This window comes from Mesorhizobium sp. WSM3879, assembly GCF_002294915.1.
GTDB lineage: Bacteria > Pseudomonadota > Alphaproteobacteria > Rhizobiales > Rhizobiaceae > Mesorhizobium.
In genome coordinates, this window is the sequence record NZ_NSFZ01000008.1 from 45575 (window position 1) to 60715 (window position 15141).

The window sequence follows — 15141 nt, forward strand, 5'->3', positions numbered from 1 at the left end:
CTAGCTAAGGCCCCAATGCCTTCAAAAACAAAACGGCCCTCGCGGGGCCGTTTTGCATAGTAGAGTAGTTCTCCTGGCAGCAGCTTCTATCAGGTCAGCGGCGACAGCTGGATCTCGACGCGACGGTTCTGGGCGCGACCGGCAGCCGTCGCGTTGGAAGCAACCGGACGTGTCTTGCCGAAGCCGGTGACGGCGAAGCGGCGGGAATCGACGCCCTGGCCCGACAGGTAGTTGGCGACGGCCAGCGCACGGCGCTGCGACAGGTCGAAATTGTGCTCGTCGCCGCCGGTCGAGTCGGTGTGGCCGAAGACGTCGACGGTCGTCTGGCGGAACTTGTTCAGCACCAGCGCCACCGAGTTCAGCACCGGATAAAAGCCCGGCTTCACCGCGTCCTGGTCGACGTTGAAGGTGATGTCGGACGGCATGTTGAGAATGATCTGGTCGCCGCTGCGGGTGACGCTGACGCCGGTGCCCTGCAGCTGACGGCGAAGCTCGGCCTCGTTCTGGTCCATCGTCGCGCCGATCGCGCCGCCGGCAAGGGCGCCAATGCCCGCACCGATCAGCGCGTTGCGGCGGTCGTTGCCGCCGGCCAGCAGACCAAGGCTGGCACCCGCCAACGCGCCGAGGCCGGCGCCGGCCGCGGTGTTGGAGATCTTCTGGTCGCCGGTATACGGATCGGTGGTGGTGCAGGCGCTCACGAGCACAGCCGTCGCCACGGCGACGAGCACGGTCTTCTTCATAAGATTGTCCCTCTCCAAATCGCGGCCGTTGCAGCCGCGCCAAATCAGCCCTTCCGCACGCGTTGTACCATGAATTGCGGCAAAAAGCGGAACGGCAAAGCTACCAGAGGTTCTTGCCGTCGATCACCACCACTTCGACGCTGTCCAGGTCGAAGTCGTCGAACAGGCGAGAGTTGACGCTGATCCTCGGGTTGTCGAAGTCGGGCTGGCCCGTCGACCAGTCCGGCGTTTCGGTGAAGGTGCCGCAGCCGCAGGTCGAGCAGAAACCATGCTTTATAGTTTTCGAGCCCCAGCGGTAGAAGGAGACGTTCTCAGGCGGGCTGGTGAGCTTGAATTGCGACGGGACGTAATACGCCCAGAGCGACCCGCGCTTGGAGCAGAATGAGCACGTGCATTGCGTCACCGTCTGCGGCGCCTCGGAGACTTCGAAAGTCGTGGCCTTGCAGTGGCAGCTTCCCTTGATGATCATGGATCTCTCCGTTGTCCGCCGCCCGCCCCGCACAGTTCCGTGCGGAAGACGCCGCGGAACTTCCGTGGCAGCAAGGCAACATAAAGACGTCGTCCTGACAACCGTTCGTCAGCAGGCGCAGTAGCGCCCGGTCGAGAGGCTCACATGCTTTCGGCACTGCCTGGCCGCGGCAATCCTAGTAAGAGGGCGGCGGCACGAACAGGCAGATGGTCTTGCCGGCGTCCAATCCGGCCTGGTGCGCGCACCAGTGATATTCGCCATCAGGCGAATCCTTGACCCGCTTGTCGCTGTAGGCGACCACCTCGCCGGTGCCTTTTATCACATAGCCTTCCGGCCGCTCGCCGATCGATGTCTGTGGCACCTCCTTGCAGTCGTAGTTGGCGCAGCAGGCAAAGGGATAGCTCCAGGCCTGCGGAAGCACCGCCGTAGGTTTGGCGTCGTGCGCGACGGCAGTAGCGGTCAGCATCATGGTCCCGAAGGTGGCGAACAGGGAAAACAGGAGCCGGCCGGCCGGGCGAACGGCTCGGGCCGATCTTGACTTGGCAGCAGACATCGAAGCGTTCCTTTCGAGCATCAAGCGTTTTGTCGCTTGCCCGTTCCCGGAACGTGTCTTCCCAGTGGCCGGATCGTCAGTCGCAGATATGCCGCGTCCGGCCATACATGCTTCTATACCCAGCCCGAATGCTGGGCTGATTCCTTGGCCGGCGCAAGAACTGGGCGTGCCCTCGGAATCGCACCGGGGTTCAGCAGCGGCCGCAGAAAAGGGTGCGCCGACTTGGTTAACAATAACTACGACAAGCCTGCGACCAGGGGTGCCTAAGAACGAAATTCTGCCGACGGAAGTTCCGACCGTCAGCCGGTGACATGTTCACGATATTGCGGCAGGTCGTCCGTAATCGTGAACCATTGCGCCTTGGAACCGACGAAGATATGTGCACTTGGGCGAATGCTCGGATCGCCCGTCAGGGTCCCCATGGCAACATGGACGTAGGCACCCTCCCGCACCAAGGAGTAGAGCAGGGAGCCGCACTGCCCGCAATGCGCGTCGTGGCCGCCGGCATCGCCATAGATCAGCAGCCTGTCGTCGCCCGCGGTGAGATGAAACTTGTCGCGCGCGATGCCGGCAATGGGCTTGAAAGCCGAGCCTGTGGTACGGCGGCAGTTCGAGCAATGGCAATTCACCGCGTAGGCGAATTCATCGGTCACCTCGTAGCGGACGGTGCCGCAGAAGCATTGCCCGGCAAGCGTACGAGCACCTGCCTTTTCCGGATTTGCCAAGGTCTCACCCCTTGCCAGCCGCCACCCGGCGGAAAGTTTTCGGAATACCTAGTCGAGGTCCGCCACCGCCTCACCTGCACCGCCCTCGATGCGATGCGACAGCGAGGCCTCCATGAATTCGTCGAGATCGCCGTCGAGCACGCTTGACGGGCTGGTGTTTTCGACGCCGGTGCGCAGATCCTTCACCAACTGATAGGGCTGGAGGACGTAAGAACGGATCTGGTGGCCCCAGCCGATATCGCTCTTCGACGCCTCGGTGGCGTTCGCCACGGCCTCGCGCTTTTTCAGCTCTTCCTCGTAGAGCCGCGAGCGCAGCATCTCCCAGGCCTTGGCCCGGTTTTTGTGCTGCGAGCGTTCGGCTTGGCAAGCAACTGCGATGCCGGTCGCGAGGTGGGTGATACGCACCGCCGAGTCGGTGGTGTTGACGTGCTGGCCGCCCGACCCGGACGAACGGTAGGTGTCGATGCGCACGTCCGATTCCGAAACGTTGATCTCGATCGTGTCGTCGATGACGGGATAGACCCAGACGCTGGCGAAGGAGGTATGGCGGCGCGCATTGCTGTCGTAAGGCGAGATGCGCACCAGGCGGTGAACGCCGGATTCCGTCTTCAGCCAGCCATAGGCGTTGTGCCCCTTGATAAGCACGGTGGCCGACTTGATGCCGGCCTCTTCGCCTTCATGGACTTCCAGCACCTCGACGTTGAAGCGGCGCCGCTCGGCCCAGCGCGTATACATCCGCAAGAGCATCGATGCCCAGTCCTGGCTCTCGGTGCCGCCGGCGCCGGCATGGATTTCAAGATAGGTGTCGTTGGCGTCCGCCTCGCCCGACAGCAAGGTCTCGACCTGACGGGCCTTGGCCTCGCCCTGCATCGAACGCAGCGCCGCTTCGGCTTCGGCGACGACGCCCTCGTCGCCCTCTTCCTCGCCGAGTTCGATCAGGCCGATATTGTCCTCGAGCGCCTGGGTCAGGCCTTTGACCGCCGCGATCCCCTCATCGAGGCTCTGGCGCTCCCGCATCAGCTTCTGCGCTTCCGCAGGGTCGTTCCAGAGGCTGGAATCCTCCGCGCGCGAGTTCAGATATTCAAGCCGCTTGAGGGCCGGATCCCAGTCAAAGATGCCTCCTCAGCAGGGTTATCGCCTGCCTGATCTCGTCGACAATGTTCTGCGTTTCCGCGCGCATGGCTCTTCGTTCTGTCCTGTTCTTGTCGTTTTTTTGGAATCGGCGCGATACATAGGCACGGCACCGCCGCCTGTAAAGCGAAATGGGCCGGCGTTTAGCTGCCGGCCCATTTCGAAACCTGGGAAGTCAGTAAAGGCCGCCGCCGCCGTCCTGGATCGCCTGATTGGCCTGCGGCGACAGCGCGCCGCCGGCGCCATTAGAGCCGTCCGCGCCCATGCCGATGACCCAATAGCTGTCGGCCGGGCCGGTGCCGGGCTTGAACGCCTCTATGATGGTGTTGGGGTCGCCTTCGGCCGCGCGCATGCCGGTCTTGCGGTTGATGGCGATCAGCTTCATGCCTTCCGGAACCTGGAAGTCGACATTGGGCGTGCCGTCGAGCGCGACGCGCATGAAGTCCTTGAAGATCGGCGCGGCGAGGCCACCACCCGTGGCGCCCTTGCCCAGGCCGCGCGGCGTATCGTAGCCCATATAGAGGCCGACGACGAGGTTCGGCGTGAAGCCGATGAACCAGGCGTCCTTCTCATCATTGGTGGTTCCGGTCTTGCCGGCGATATGGCGGCCGAGCTCGGCGATGGTGGCGCCGGTGCCGCGCTGCACCACGCCCTCCATCATGGAGGTGATCTGATAGGCGGTCATCGGATCGAGCACCTGCTCGGAATTGTCGACCAGTTCCGGCTCGGGCTGGTTCTTCCATTCGGCGGCGTTGCAGCCCTCGCAGCCGCGTTCGTCCTGCTTGAACACGGTCTTGCCGTAGCGATCCTGGATGCGGTCGATCAGCGACGGTTTGATCGACTTGCCGCCATTGGCCATGATCGAATAGGCCGACACCATGCGCATGACCGTCGTCTCGCCGGAGCCCAGGGCCATCGGCAGATAGGGCGCAAGATGATCGTAGACGCCGAAGCGCTCGGCATATTCGACGACCAGCTTCATGCCCATGTCGTTGGCCAGCCGCACCGTCATCAGGTTGCGCGACTTCTCGATGCCCGAGCGCAATGTGGCCGGGCCGGCGGCCGTGCCGTCATAGTTCTTCGGCGTCCAGGTCGTGTTGCCGCTCTGGATGGTGATCGGCCCGTCCATGATCACGGAAGCCGGCGTGTAGCCGTTGTCGAGCGCCGCCGAATAGACGATCGGCTTGAACGAGGAGCCCGGCTGGCGCATCGCCTGGGTAGCGCGGTTGAACTCCGACTGCGCGTAGGAGAAGCCGCCGACCATGGCCAACACACGCCCGGTATGCGGATCCATGGCAACCAGGCCGCCTTCGACCTCGGGTACCTGGCGCAGGCTATAGGCGTTGTCGGAGCCCTCGTTCTTCTGCACGAAGATGACGTCGCCGGGTTCAAGCACTTCCGCCGGAGATTTCGCCCTGACGGACTTGCCGTTGACGAAATGGCGCATGGCGAAGCCCATGTCGTCCTTGCTGACGGTGCCCTCGACGCGGTCCTTGACGAGGTCGCCGGAGACCTGGCGCGCCGGCTGAATGCCGATCGTCAGCCCATCGGCAGAACTGTCGAGCACGACGGCGAGCGTCCACTCCGGCACGTCCTCCAGCCCCTTGACCGCGCCGAGCGGCACGCCCCAGTCGCCGGAAACGTCAATATGGGTCACCGGTCCGCGATAGCCGCGCAATGTGTCGTACTTCAGCAATCCGTTCTGCATCGCCTTGCGGGCGATGAGCTGGATTTTCGGATCGAGCGTGGTGCGCACCGACAGGCCGCCCTCATAGAGCGCATTCTCGCCGTAGCGGGCGATGATCTGGCGGCGCACCTCCTCGGTGAAATACTCGCCCGCGAACAGGTAGGAGCCGTTGCGGCGCGGCTTCACGCCGAGCGGCTCGGCCTTGGCCTTGTCGCCCTCCTCGCGCGTGACGTAGCCGTTCTCGACCATCTGGTCGATGACCCAATTGCGGCGCTCGATCGCCCGGTCGGCATGCTTGAAGGGATGATAGTTGTTGGGGCCCTTGGGCAGCGAAGCAAGGTAAGCGGCTTCAGCGACGGTGAGTTCGTTGACCGACTTGTCGAAATAGGTCAGCGCAGCGCCGGCCACGCCATAGGCGCCGAAGCCGAAGAAGATCTCGTTGAGATAGAGCTCGAGGATGCGGTCCTTCGAATAGGCCTGCTCGATGCGGAAGGCCAGGATCATCTCCTTGATCTTGCGCTCATAGGTCTGGTCGGAGGTCAGCAGGAAGTTCTTCGCAACCTGCTGCGTGATCGTCGAGGCGCCGACCTGACGCCTGCCCGAGCCGAAGTTCTGCAGATTGACGATGATGGCGCGGCCGAGGCCGGTGATGTCGATGCCGGGATGGTTATAGAAGTTCTTGTCCTCGGCCGACATGAAGGCAGCCTTGACGCGGTCCGGGATCGCCTGGATCGGCAGATAAAGGCGCCGCTCGCGAGCATATTCGGCCATCAGCGAGCCATCCGAGGCATGGATGCGCGTCGTCACCGGCGGCTCATATTTGGCCAGAACCTCGTAGTCGGGCAGATCCTTCGTCAGATGGCCGATGTAGATGGCAAGGCCCGCAGCGACCAGCAGCGCCAGCGTCGTGCCGATGCCGAAGAAATAGCCGATGAGACGAATCATGCCCGCTCCAGTCCGAGGTCCGGGATTTCCTAAACGAAGCCGACAGTCGCGCAAGCTTCAGGGGCGGTCCCAATCCGCAATGGAAACCCATTGTCGCGACCATGTGGACAAAATACGGCAGCACGAAGTTTCAGGAACTCCGTCCGTCAAATAATAACGCCACGTGTTGTCGTCGCGCAACGCTGCTTGCGGTTGTAGGACGGCTCAAGGTTGTGGGCGGGTTCGGTCCCCGTCAGCCCCCAGCCCTGGCTCCCGCTTTTGCCGCGGCAAACAGGGCAACGGCATTGGTTATGCTCTGAGCCGCCTTGCCGCGCCAGTCGGCGCTGAGCAATTGCGCCTCGTCCTTACTGTTCGAGAGATAGCCAAGCTCGACCAGAACCGAGGGCACGTCAGGCGCCTTCAGCACCTTGAAGCCCGCCGAGCGCTGCGGATTGTTGATCAGACCGACGCTGGTCGACAGTTGGCCGACCAGCGTGTGCGCAAAGCTCATCGAAAAGCCGTGCGTCTCGCGGCGGATCAGGTCGATCAGGATGTCGGTGACCTCCTTGTTGTCGTCCTCGATCTTCAGACCGGCGAACTGGTCGGACAGGTTTTCGCGATCGGCGAGCGCCTGTGCCTCGGGATCGGAGGCCTTGTCCGAGAGCGTGTAGACCGTGGCGCCGCGGAGTCCCTTCACTGCGATCGTATCGGCATGGATGGAGATCAACAGATCGGCTTCGTGCTGGCGAGCGATGCGCACGCGCTCGTCGAGCGGCAGGTATACGTCACTGTCCCGCGTCATATAGACATCATAGCTGCCGACCGCGGCCAGCTTGTCACGCAATTCTGTGGCAAAGGCGAGCGTGACGTTCTTCTCGACCGTGCCGCCGGCGCTCTCCGCGCCGCCGTCGACGCCGCCATGACCCGGATCGATGACCACTGTGAAGCGGTGCCCAGGCGCCGAAATCGGCCCGGTCCCGACACGGCCGCCCTTGTCGGTGGAAACGGTCGAGCCGGTCGTCAGCGATTGGTTGGCCAAAGCCTCGTCGAATTCCCTTTCCGATGCGGCCGACATGTCGATGGCGACGCGATAGCCGCTGCCATCGTCATTCTTCAGCACCTCGAGCTTGTCGACGGCAAACGGTCCTTTGCCGGTGAGGATCAGCCGCGAGCCTTTGCCCTGATCGCCGTAGCGAACGGCGCGCACCAGCCCGCGCGGCTTCACGTCCTTGGCGTTGAGGGCGAATCGCGTGCGCGGCAGATCGACCACAAGGCGGCTGGGACCGCGCAGCAGGAACCACTTCACGTCCGGTTCTCTGTCGAAGGTCACGACGATGCGCATCTTGGTGGCATCGCCGGCCATCTTGTAGGTGGTGGCGCCAAGCGACCCGTCGGCCCGCGAGGCGGCGGTCAGGCCAAGCAGGATCACCAGCAGGAAAACAGCCCTTGCCATGAGCCGCAGATGCCCGGCGGCGCCACGCTCCTTGTCTGCGGTGCCTGCCAGTCCCATCTCTATTCCAGTCGCTCCCCGTTAGGCGCCTCGCGCCGGCCTGTTTGGCAGAACGGCCTGTCTGGCGGCCAACCCGATTAACGATTGGTATCCAGAGAAGGTTAACCAAGCCTTTTCATGCAGCAGGTGGAGCGCGACCTTCCCCTGCGGAAGCGCTTTTTGCCGGCATCCGAAATCGGGGTTGCCTTCCACCCCGCCAAATCATAAAAGCGACATTGGATCACTGCAATCCCGGAACCGCCCGCCCTGCAGCTTCCCGCCAGGGTAAGATGTGCAAGGCGCTTCCGGGTTTCAGGTGATCGCGACGATTTTCGCAGGCGTGCTCCCGTGGCGGGGGAATCGCTTGCGCGATGAAAACGGCCGGGATCTCCCGCGCCGGCTCTGTGCGAGCAAACAAGCTGGTCCGGCCAAGCCCGGGCTTTGGTTCAAAAGGTTCTGCTGGGTGCCGATGGCTTCAAGCGCAATCATGGAAAGGTCCGCATCGAACCGCGCCATTGTGGCTGCGGGCGGCACCGCCATCGCGCTCAAGCTCCGGCCGGCGGACATTCAATTATCCGGCAGCCACACAAATCCAGGCACACAGCGGCGGGGCCTGCCTCGCCAGCTGCGGCTGATGGCTGCCGGGAGGAAACGAAATAATGCCCAACAAGATGCTGATAGACGCCTCCCACCCGGAGGAAACACGCGTTGTTGTCGTTCGCGGTAACCGCATCGAAGAATTCGACTTTGAATCCCAGGACAAGAAGCAGCTCAAAGGAAACATCTATCTCGCCCGCGTAACCCGCGTCGAACCTTCCCTTCAGGCAGCCTTTGTCGAATATGGCGGCAACCGTCACGGTTTTCTCGCCTTCAGTGAAATTCACCCCGACTATTACCAGATCCCGGTCGCCGACCGTCAGGCCCTGCTGCGCGCCGAAGCGCAGGAGGCGGACGACGAAGAGGACGAGGAGGCCGAGGCCGGCGAGGAACAGCAGGCGCGCGATCGCGGCGGCCGCCGCAACCGCCGGCGCGGCGGCAAAAACCGCGACCGGGCCGAGCAGAAGCGCGGCGCCGATGCTGCCGGTGCCGACGAAGGCGGCGAAAGCGCCGAGGAGGTCGCAGCTTCCAGCGCTTCCGCCGATGAGCCAGGCGCTGCGGCCGTTGTCTCGACCGAAGCCGCCGAAATGGGCTTCGAGACCGTAGCCGAGACGGCCAGCGAAGAGGAGAACAAGGCGCCCGAAGCCGGCAGCGACACCCAAGCAGCCGATGCGACCGACAGCGACAATCGCCAGCCTTCGGAGGGCGGCCCCACTTCGATCGCCGCGAGCATCGATGCGGATGTGATTTCGGAACCGGTGCCGGCCGAATCCACCAGCGAGGTCGCTCCGGCCGAGGAAGCCGCTCCAAGCGACGATGATCGCGGCATGCTCGAAGAGGTTTCGTCCGCGCATTTGGACGAACACGAAATCGAATCGGTCGGCGCCGAGGATGCGCTTGAAGAGGTCCGCAACCGCCGCAAGCCGGTGCGCCGCCAGTACAAGATCCAGGAAGTCATCAAGCGGCGCCAGATCCTGCTGGTCCAGGTCGTCAAGGAAGAGCGCGGCAACAAGGGCGCGGCGCTGACCACCTATCTGTCGCTCGCCGGCCGCTATTCGGTCTTGATGCCGAACACGGCGCGCGGCGGCGGCATCTCGCGCAAGATCACCAATGCCCAGGACCGCAAACGGCTGAAGGAGGTCGTCGCCGATCTCGAGGTGCCGCAGGGCATGGGAGTCATCCTGCGCACCGCCGGCGAAAGCCGCACCAAGGCCGAGATCAAGCGCGACTATGAATATTTGATGCGGCTTTGGGAGAATGTCCGCAATCTCACGCTGCAGTCCACGGCCCCTGCCCTGGTCTATGAGGAAGGCAGCCTGATCAAGCGCTCGGTCCGCGACCTGTACAACAAGGATATCGACGAGATCCTGGTCTCCGGCGAGGACGGCTACCGCGAGGCCAAGGACTTCATGCGGATGCTGATGCCGAGCCATGCCAAGGTGGTTCAGCCCTACCGCGACACCACGCCGATCTTCGTGCGCAACGGCATCGAGGCGCAGCTCGACCGGATGCTGCAGCCGCAAGTGACGCTGAAGAGCGGCGGCTACATCATCATCAACCAGACCGAGGCGCTGGTCTCGATCGACGTCAACTCCGGCCGCTCCACCAAGGAGCATTCGATCGAGGACACCGCGCTCCACACCAATCTGGAGGCCGCCGAGGAAGTCGCGCGGCAGCTCAGGCTGCGCGACCTTGCCGGCCTGATCGTCATCGACTTCATCGACATGGAGGAGAACCGCAACAACCGCGCGGTCGAGAAGCGGCTGAAGGATCACCTCAAGAACGATCGCGCCCGCATCCAGGTCGGTCGCATCTCGCATTTCGGCCTGATGGAGATGTCGCGCCAGCGCATCCGTGCCAGCGTGCTGGAATCGACGATGAAGCCCTGCCCGCATTGCGGCGGCACGGGCCATGTGAGATCGGACTCCTCGGTGGCGCTGATGGTGGTGCGGGCAATCGAGGAATTCCTGCTCAAGGATTCGCGCAGCCACATCACAGTGCGCACGCCGGCGGCGACCGCGCTTTATGTGCTCAACCACAAGCGCGCCAATCTGGTCGAGCTCGAGGCCCGGTTCGGCCTGAGCATCACGCTCGAAGCCGACGAGACGCTGGGCGCGCAACACTACGCGATCTTCCGCGGCGCGGTGGCTGAGAAGCCGGAAGGCTTCGTCGAGGTGCGCAGCCTGCCGACCTATGTCGAGCCGGAAGAACCCGAGGACGAGATCGTCGTCGAGGAGGAAGAGGAGGTATCGGTCCAGGCCGAACAGCCGCGCCATCCACAGCAGGGACAGCATCCGCTGCGGTCCGAGGACGGCGAAGGCGGCCGCAAGCGCCGCAAACGCCGTCGGCGGCGCGGCGGCAAGGATCGCGACCGCGAGCATCAGGGCCATGGCGATGCCGTTTCGGCCGCTGCACCTGCGGACGCCGGCACGATTGCAGGCGAAGCGACAGCCGAGGTAACGGCTGAAGCACCGGCCGGGGCAGAAGCAGCCGAAGAGGGGCAGGGCAAGAAGCGCCGTCGCGGCAAGCGCGGCGGCAAGCGCAATCGCCGCGAGGAAGGCGAAATCGCTGCCGATGCCGATGCCGGCGATGGTCTCGAAGGCGAAGAAGCGGAAGTCGAAGCTCCCGAGGGCGCGCCGCCGGTCGCTGCAGCCGAAGAGCAGGCCGCACCCTCGCCCGCCAATGACGATGTTGCGGAAACGGAGAAGCCGAAGAAGCCTCGCCGTGCACCGCGATCGAAGAAGGCTGTCGAGGAAACCGTCTCCGAGAAAGCGCCCGAGCGGGCGGCGGAACTTCCCGCTGAACCTGCGGCCGCCGAACCGGAGCTGGCAGCGGCCGCTGCTGCTCCGACCGAGGCCGAAGCGCAGGTCAATGCCCATCCAACGCGGCGCAAACCGCAGTCGATCGACACGCCGGCTGTCCCCGTCGTTTCGTCCAACGTCAGCGAGGAAGCCAAGACCGAAGAAAAGCCGAAGCGTGCCGGCTGGTGGCAGCGGAAGGGTTTTTTCTAAGCTCTGTCAGCTCATTAGGCTTAGTTGTTAAACAGAAGATCCCGTGCCGCCCGGCGCGGGATTTCGTTTTCTGGCCTTCCAATCTTGCGCCCCAGCACCTGCTAAGGCGCGAAGATCGACCAGTTCATCATCCTGGCGAGCTTCTCAAGCGCTATGGAGCCGAGCTTGGAATTGCCGTTCTCGTTGAGGCCGGGGGACCAGACGGCGAGCGAGGCGACGCCCGGCACGATGCCAAGAATACCGCCGCCGACGCCACTCTTACCCGGAATGCCGACACGGAAGGCGAAATCGCCGGAGCCGTCATAGTGGCCGCAGGTCAGCATCAGCGCGCCGATGCGGCGCGCACGCTCGGTCGACACTACCGACAGCCCGGTCGCCGGGTTCCGACCGCCATTGGCGAGGAAGCGGCCGGCCATGGCGAGCTGCCGGCAGCTCATGGCGATGGCGCAATGATGGAAGTAGACGCCCAGCGCCAGCTCCGGCTCATGGTCGAGATTGCCAAAGGACTTCATGTAATTGGCCAGAGCGAAGTTGCGGTAGCCGGTAGCGCGTTCCGAGGCCGCGACCTCGCGGTCGATGATGATCGTGTCGTCGTCGGCCAGGAATTGGACGAAGCGCAGGATCTCGCCGATCGCCTCGCGCGGCTGGTGGCCGGCAAGCAGGATGTCGGATACGACGATGGCGCCGGCGTTGATGAACGGATTGCGCGGAATGCCGCTCTCATGCTCGAGCTGGACGATCGAGTTGAACGGATTGCCCGACGGCTCGCGGCCGACACGCTGCCACAACGCATCGCCGACCTTGCCCAGCGCCAGGGTCAGCGTGAACACCTTCGAGACGCTCTGGATCGAAAAGGGCTGGTCGGCATCGCCGGCAAGGATGATGCGCCCGTCATTGGTCACGGCGGCAATGCCGAATTTCTTCGGATCGACCTTGCCGAGCTGCGGGATATAGGTGGCGACATCGCCACGATCGCTGCGCTCGTTTATTTCGGCGGCCACTTCCGCCAGCGCCTGTTCAAGCTCGGGCATGGCGTCTATTTCAGCCAGCTTTCGATGCGCGCCAGCGCCTCGACCATGTCGTCATGGCTGCCGGCATAGGAAAAGCGCATGGTGCGATGGCCCTGGAGCGGATCGAAATCACGGCCGGGCGTAGCCGCTACATGCGCCTCGGCCAGCATCTTGCGCGCGAAGGCCATGCTGTCATTGGCGTGCCGCGTGACATCGCAGAAGGCGTAGAAAGCGCCGTCCATGGGCGCTGCGAGCGGGAAGCCCAGCTTCGGCAGACGCTTTATCAGCAGGTCGCGGTTCCAGGCATAACGCGCCTTCACCGCTTCGAGCTCTTGCGTGGCATTGAAGGCCTCGATCGCCGCGACCTGCGACAGTTCCGGCGGCGAGATGTAAAGGCTCTGCGCGATGCGCTCGACCGGCCGCACCAGTTCCTCCGGCAGCACCATCCAGCCGATGCGCCAGCCGGTCATGCAATAGTATTTCGAGAAGGAGTTGATCACCGTCACGCCGGCGCCACAGGCAAGTGCAGTGACATCGGGCGCGGCATAGGCCAGCCGGTGGTAGATTTCGTCCGAGATCACCGCGATGCCAAGCTCGCCTGCGGTCTTCACCAACGCGGAAAGCTCGTCGGCTGGAATGACCGCGCCGGTCGGATTGGCTGGACTGGCAAACAGCACGCCTTTCAACGGCTTCTCGCGGTGTGCGCTCTTCAGGTGGTCGGCATGCAGATAGGCGTCCGAGCCAAGCTCGATCTCGACGATCTCGATGCCAAGCGCGGCCATGATGTTGCGGTAGGCCGGATAGCCGGGCGCGGCGATGGCGACGCGGTCGCCGGGATCGAACATCGCCAGGAAAGCCAGGTTGAAGGCGGCGGACGATCCGGTTGTGACGGCGATACGGGCCGGCGCGACATCAATTCCGTAATGCTCGCCATAGTGCGCGGCGATCGCCTTGCGCAGCTCCGCCAGGCCCAGAGCATCGGTGTAGCCGATGCGGCCGTGCTTCAGCGCGAGAGCGGCGGCTTCGCGGACGCCGACCGGCGCCGGGTCCGACGGCTGGCCGACTGCCATCGACACCACGGGAATACCGATCGCCTTCAGCCGGTTGGCCTCGGCCAGAATATCCATGGCGTGGAACGGCTCGACCTCGCCGCGGCGTGAAAGCGAAACGACCATCTGACTCTTCAGCCTGCCTTTGGTTGGCAAATCCACAGGCAAACCATCGCTCGCTTGCCCTGGAACTGCCGGGAGTTCGACGGCAGCGCCGCACAAATGCCCGATTGGTGTGGGGATCACAAGCGCGCAGGAAGTTAATGGCGCCGACTTTTCATCCTTCGCCCGCTCGTCTACCAGTGGACCTGTCATGTTGAGCCGACCCGAACGATGATGGATAGATCGACCGCAATAGGGCGAACCGCGCGCGGATTTGCGACGCTCCTGCTTGCCGCCGCCGTCGCGGTGTCCACTTCGCTGAGCGCCTTCGCGCAAGGCGTGCCGGTGGTGCGCGACGCCGAGATCGAGGCGCTGGTGCGCGACTATGCCCGACCGATCTTCAAGGCGGCGGGCCTCGCCAATGACGGGATCGACATCGTTCTCGTCAACGACCAGAGCTTCAATGCGTTCGTGACCGGCCGCCGCCTGTTCATCAACACCGGCGCGCTGGTGACGGCCGAGACGCCGAACGAGATCATCGGCGTCATCGCGCACGAGGCCGGCCATATTGCCGGCGGCCACCAGCAGAAGCTGCGCGATCAACTCGATCGCGCCAAGACCATGGCCATCATCGCCACGCTGCTCGGGGCGGGCGCGATCGTGGCCGGCGCCACCACCAACAGCCGCGGCCTTGCCGGCGCCGGCATGGGCGTCGCGGCCGGCGGCGGCGAGATGGCGCAGCGCAGCATCCTTGCCTATCAGCGGGGCGAAGAAATCACCGCCGACCGCTCGGCGATCACCTACCTGAATGCCACCGGCCAGTCCGGCATGGGCATGCTGAAGACCTTCGGGCGATTCCAGAGCGCGCTTTCGCTGTCGGGCACCCAGCTCGATCCTTACCGGATCAGCCATCCGATGCCCCGGGAGCGCATCGCCAATCTCGAGGTGCTGGTCAAGGCGAGCCCTTATGTCAGCCAGGTCGACGCGCCGGCGCTGCAGCAGCGGCATGACATGATGCGCATCAAGATCGCGGCCTATATGCAAGGCCAGGCGGCGGTGGCGCGGCTGATGCGCAAGAACCCGACCAGTCTGGCCTCGCGCTACGGCGACGCGCAGCAGACCTATCTCTACGGCAACCCTGGCACCGCGCTGACGAAAACCGCGGCGCTGATCAAGGAACAGCCGAAAAACCCCTATTTCCAGGAACTTCGCGGCGACATCCTGATGAAGGCCAACAGGCCCAAGGACGCCGCGGATGCCTATGCCAAAGCGGCGAGCCTCGACGCGGCGCGGTCCGGCTTGCTGCTGGTCTCGCTCGGCCAGGCGCTGATGGCGGTCGGCACGCCGGACTCAATCAACAAAGCGGTGGCGCAGCTCAACAACGGGATCGGGCGCGACAAGGAAAACGCCGTAGCCTACCGCTATCTGGCTCAAGCCTATGGCGAATTGGGGCAAATCCCGGCCGCCGACCTTGCGACGGCGGAGGGCCATTTCTATTCGGCCGACTATAAGAACGCGAAGATCTTCGCCATGCGCGCTCAACAGAAATTGAAGCGCGGCGAGCCCCGCTGGCTTCGCGCGCAGGATATCATAAACTACACGCCATCTAACAAACTCAAGTGAACCTCCCGGGCGCGCGCGGCGACCAGGTTGG

The 15141-nt window shown here is 64.0% G+C and carries 12 protein-coding genes; 2 read left to right on the forward strand and 10 right to left on the reverse strand.

Annotated features, from left to right (window positions below):
- Positions 1-89 precede the first annotated feature (89 nt).
- From CK218_RS18800 to CK218_RS18835, 8 genes are all read right to left on the reverse strand, one after another.
- Positions 90-740, reverse strand: coding sequence for an OmpA family protein (locus tag CK218_RS18800; protein WP_095783284.1), 651 nt, complete (start codon positions 738-740; stop codon positions 90-92).
- Positions 741-840: 100 nt separating this feature from the next.
- On the reverse strand, positions 841-1209 hold the full coding sequence (locus tag CK218_RS18805; protein ID WP_095783283.1) for a GFA family protein: 369 nt from the start codon (positions 1207-1209) through the stop codon (positions 841-843).
- Positions 1210-1384: 175 nt separating this feature from the next.
- Entirely contained in the window at positions 1385-1762 is a 378-nt protein-coding gene (locus tag CK218_RS18810) for a hypothetical protein (protein WP_066989898.1), read from the reverse strand.
- Between the two features lie 299 nt (positions 1763-2061).
- Positions 2062-2487: a GFA family protein gene (locus CK218_RS18815; protein ID WP_095778679.1), complete on the reverse strand. Its 426-nt coding sequence runs from the start codon at positions 2485-2487 to the stop codon at positions 2062-2064.
- 48 nt (positions 2488-2535) lie between these two features.
- A protein-coding gene (gene prfB / locus CK218_RS18820; RefSeq protein ID WP_143749657.1) for a peptide chain release factor 2 occupies positions 2536-3667 on the reverse strand; the annotation gives its coding sequence in 2 pieces (ribosomal slippage) (positions 2536-3600 and positions 3602-3667; 1131 coding nt in all).
- A gap of 126 nt (positions 3668-3793) precedes the next feature.
- Complete coding sequence (locus tag CK218_RS18825; RefSeq protein ID WP_066989516.1) at positions 3794-6250, reverse strand: penicillin-binding protein 1A; 2457 nt, start codon at positions 6248-6250, stop codon at positions 3794-3796.
- 232 nt (positions 6251-6482) lie between these two features.
- Positions 6483-7739 carry an N-acetylmuramoyl-L-alanine amidase gene (locus tag CK218_RS18830; RefSeq protein ID WP_095828514.1) on the reverse strand — a complete coding sequence of 419 codons (1257 nt, stop codon included), beginning with the start codon at positions 7737-7739 and terminating at the stop codon, positions 6483-6485.
- A gap of 291 nt (positions 7740-8030) precedes the next feature.
- Positions 8031-8285 (reverse strand): hypothetical protein, encoded by a 255-nt coding sequence (locus tag CK218_RS18835; protein ID WP_067321574.1) that lies wholly within the window; start codon positions 8283-8285, stop codon positions 8031-8033.
- A 92-nt stretch (positions 8286-8377) separates the two neighbouring features.
- Between CK218_RS18835 and CK218_RS18840 the strand changes: the two genes are divergently transcribed.
- On the forward strand, positions 8378-11326 hold the full coding sequence (locus CK218_RS18840; RefSeq protein WP_095828515.1) for a ribonuclease E/G: 2949 nt from the start codon (positions 8378-8380) through the stop codon (positions 11324-11326).
- A gap of 101 nt (positions 11327-11427) precedes the next feature.
- Here CK218_RS18840 and CK218_RS18845 read toward each other — a convergent pair whose 3' ends face one another.
- Together CK218_RS18845 and CK218_RS18850 are read right to left on the reverse strand one after the other, a co-directional pair.
- Positions 11428-12357 (reverse strand): glutaminase, encoded by a 930-nt coding sequence (locus CK218_RS18845; RefSeq protein ID WP_067321579.1) that lies wholly within the window; start codon positions 12355-12357, stop codon positions 11428-11430.
- Between the two features lie 5 nt (positions 12358-12362).
- Complete coding sequence (locus tag CK218_RS18850; protein WP_095828516.1) at positions 12363-13511, reverse strand: aminotransferase class I/II-fold pyridoxal phosphate-dependent enzyme; 1149 nt, start codon at positions 13509-13511, stop codon at positions 12363-12365.
- Positions 13512-13718: 207 nt separating this feature from the next.
- Here CK218_RS18850 and CK218_RS18855 point away from each other — a divergent pair, with 207 nt between their 5' ends.
- Positions 13719-15110, forward strand: coding sequence for a M48 family metalloprotease (locus CK218_RS18855; RefSeq protein WP_095828517.1), 1392 nt, complete (start codon positions 13719-13721; stop codon positions 15108-15110).
- The last annotated feature ends 31 nt before the right edge of the window (positions 15111-15141 follow it).

What these genes read in the sequence shown, in the direction of transcription:
- CK218_RS18800 (WP_095783284.1), bottom strand. Translation starts at nt 740, where the DNA reads ATGAAGAAGACCGTGCTCGTCGCCGTGGCGACGGCTGTGCTCGTGAGC.
- CK218_RS18805 (WP_095783283.1), bottom strand. Translation starts at nt 1,209, where the DNA reads ATGATCATCAAGGGAAGCTGCCACTGCAAGGCCACGACTTTCGAAGTC.
- CK218_RS18810 (WP_066989898.1), bottom strand. Translation starts at nt 1,762, where the DNA reads ATGTCTGCTGCCAAGTCAAGATCGGCCCGAGCCGTTCGCCCGGCCGGC.
- CK218_RS18825 (WP_066989516.1), bottom strand. Translation starts at nt 6,250, where the DNA reads ATGATTCGTCTCATCGGCTATTTCTTCGGCATCGGCACGACGCTGGCG.
- CK218_RS18830 (WP_095828514.1), bottom strand. Translation starts at nt 7,739, where the DNA reads ATGGGACTGGCAGGCACCGCAGACAAGGAGCGTGGCGCCGCCGGGCAT.
- CK218_RS18835 (WP_067321574.1), bottom strand. Translation starts at nt 8,285, where the DNA reads ATGTCCGCCGGCCGGAGCTTGAGCGCGATGGCGGTGCCGCCCGCAGCC.
- CK218_RS18840 (WP_095828515.1), top strand. Translation starts at nt 8,378, where the DNA reads ATGCCCAACAAGATGCTGATAGACGCCTCCCACCCGGAGGAAACACGC.
- CK218_RS18845 (WP_067321579.1), bottom strand. Translation starts at nt 12,357, where the DNA reads ATGCCCGAGCTTGAACAGGCGCTGGCGGAAGTGGCCGCCGAAATAAAC.
- CK218_RS18850 (WP_095828516.1), bottom strand. Translation starts at nt 13,511, where the DNA reads ATGGTCGTTTCGCTTTCACGCCGCGGCGAGGTCGAGCCGTTCCACGCC.
- CK218_RS18855 (WP_095828517.1), top strand. Translation starts at nt 13,719, where the DNA reads ATGATGGATAGATCGACCGCAATAGGGCGAACCGCGCGCGGATTTGCG.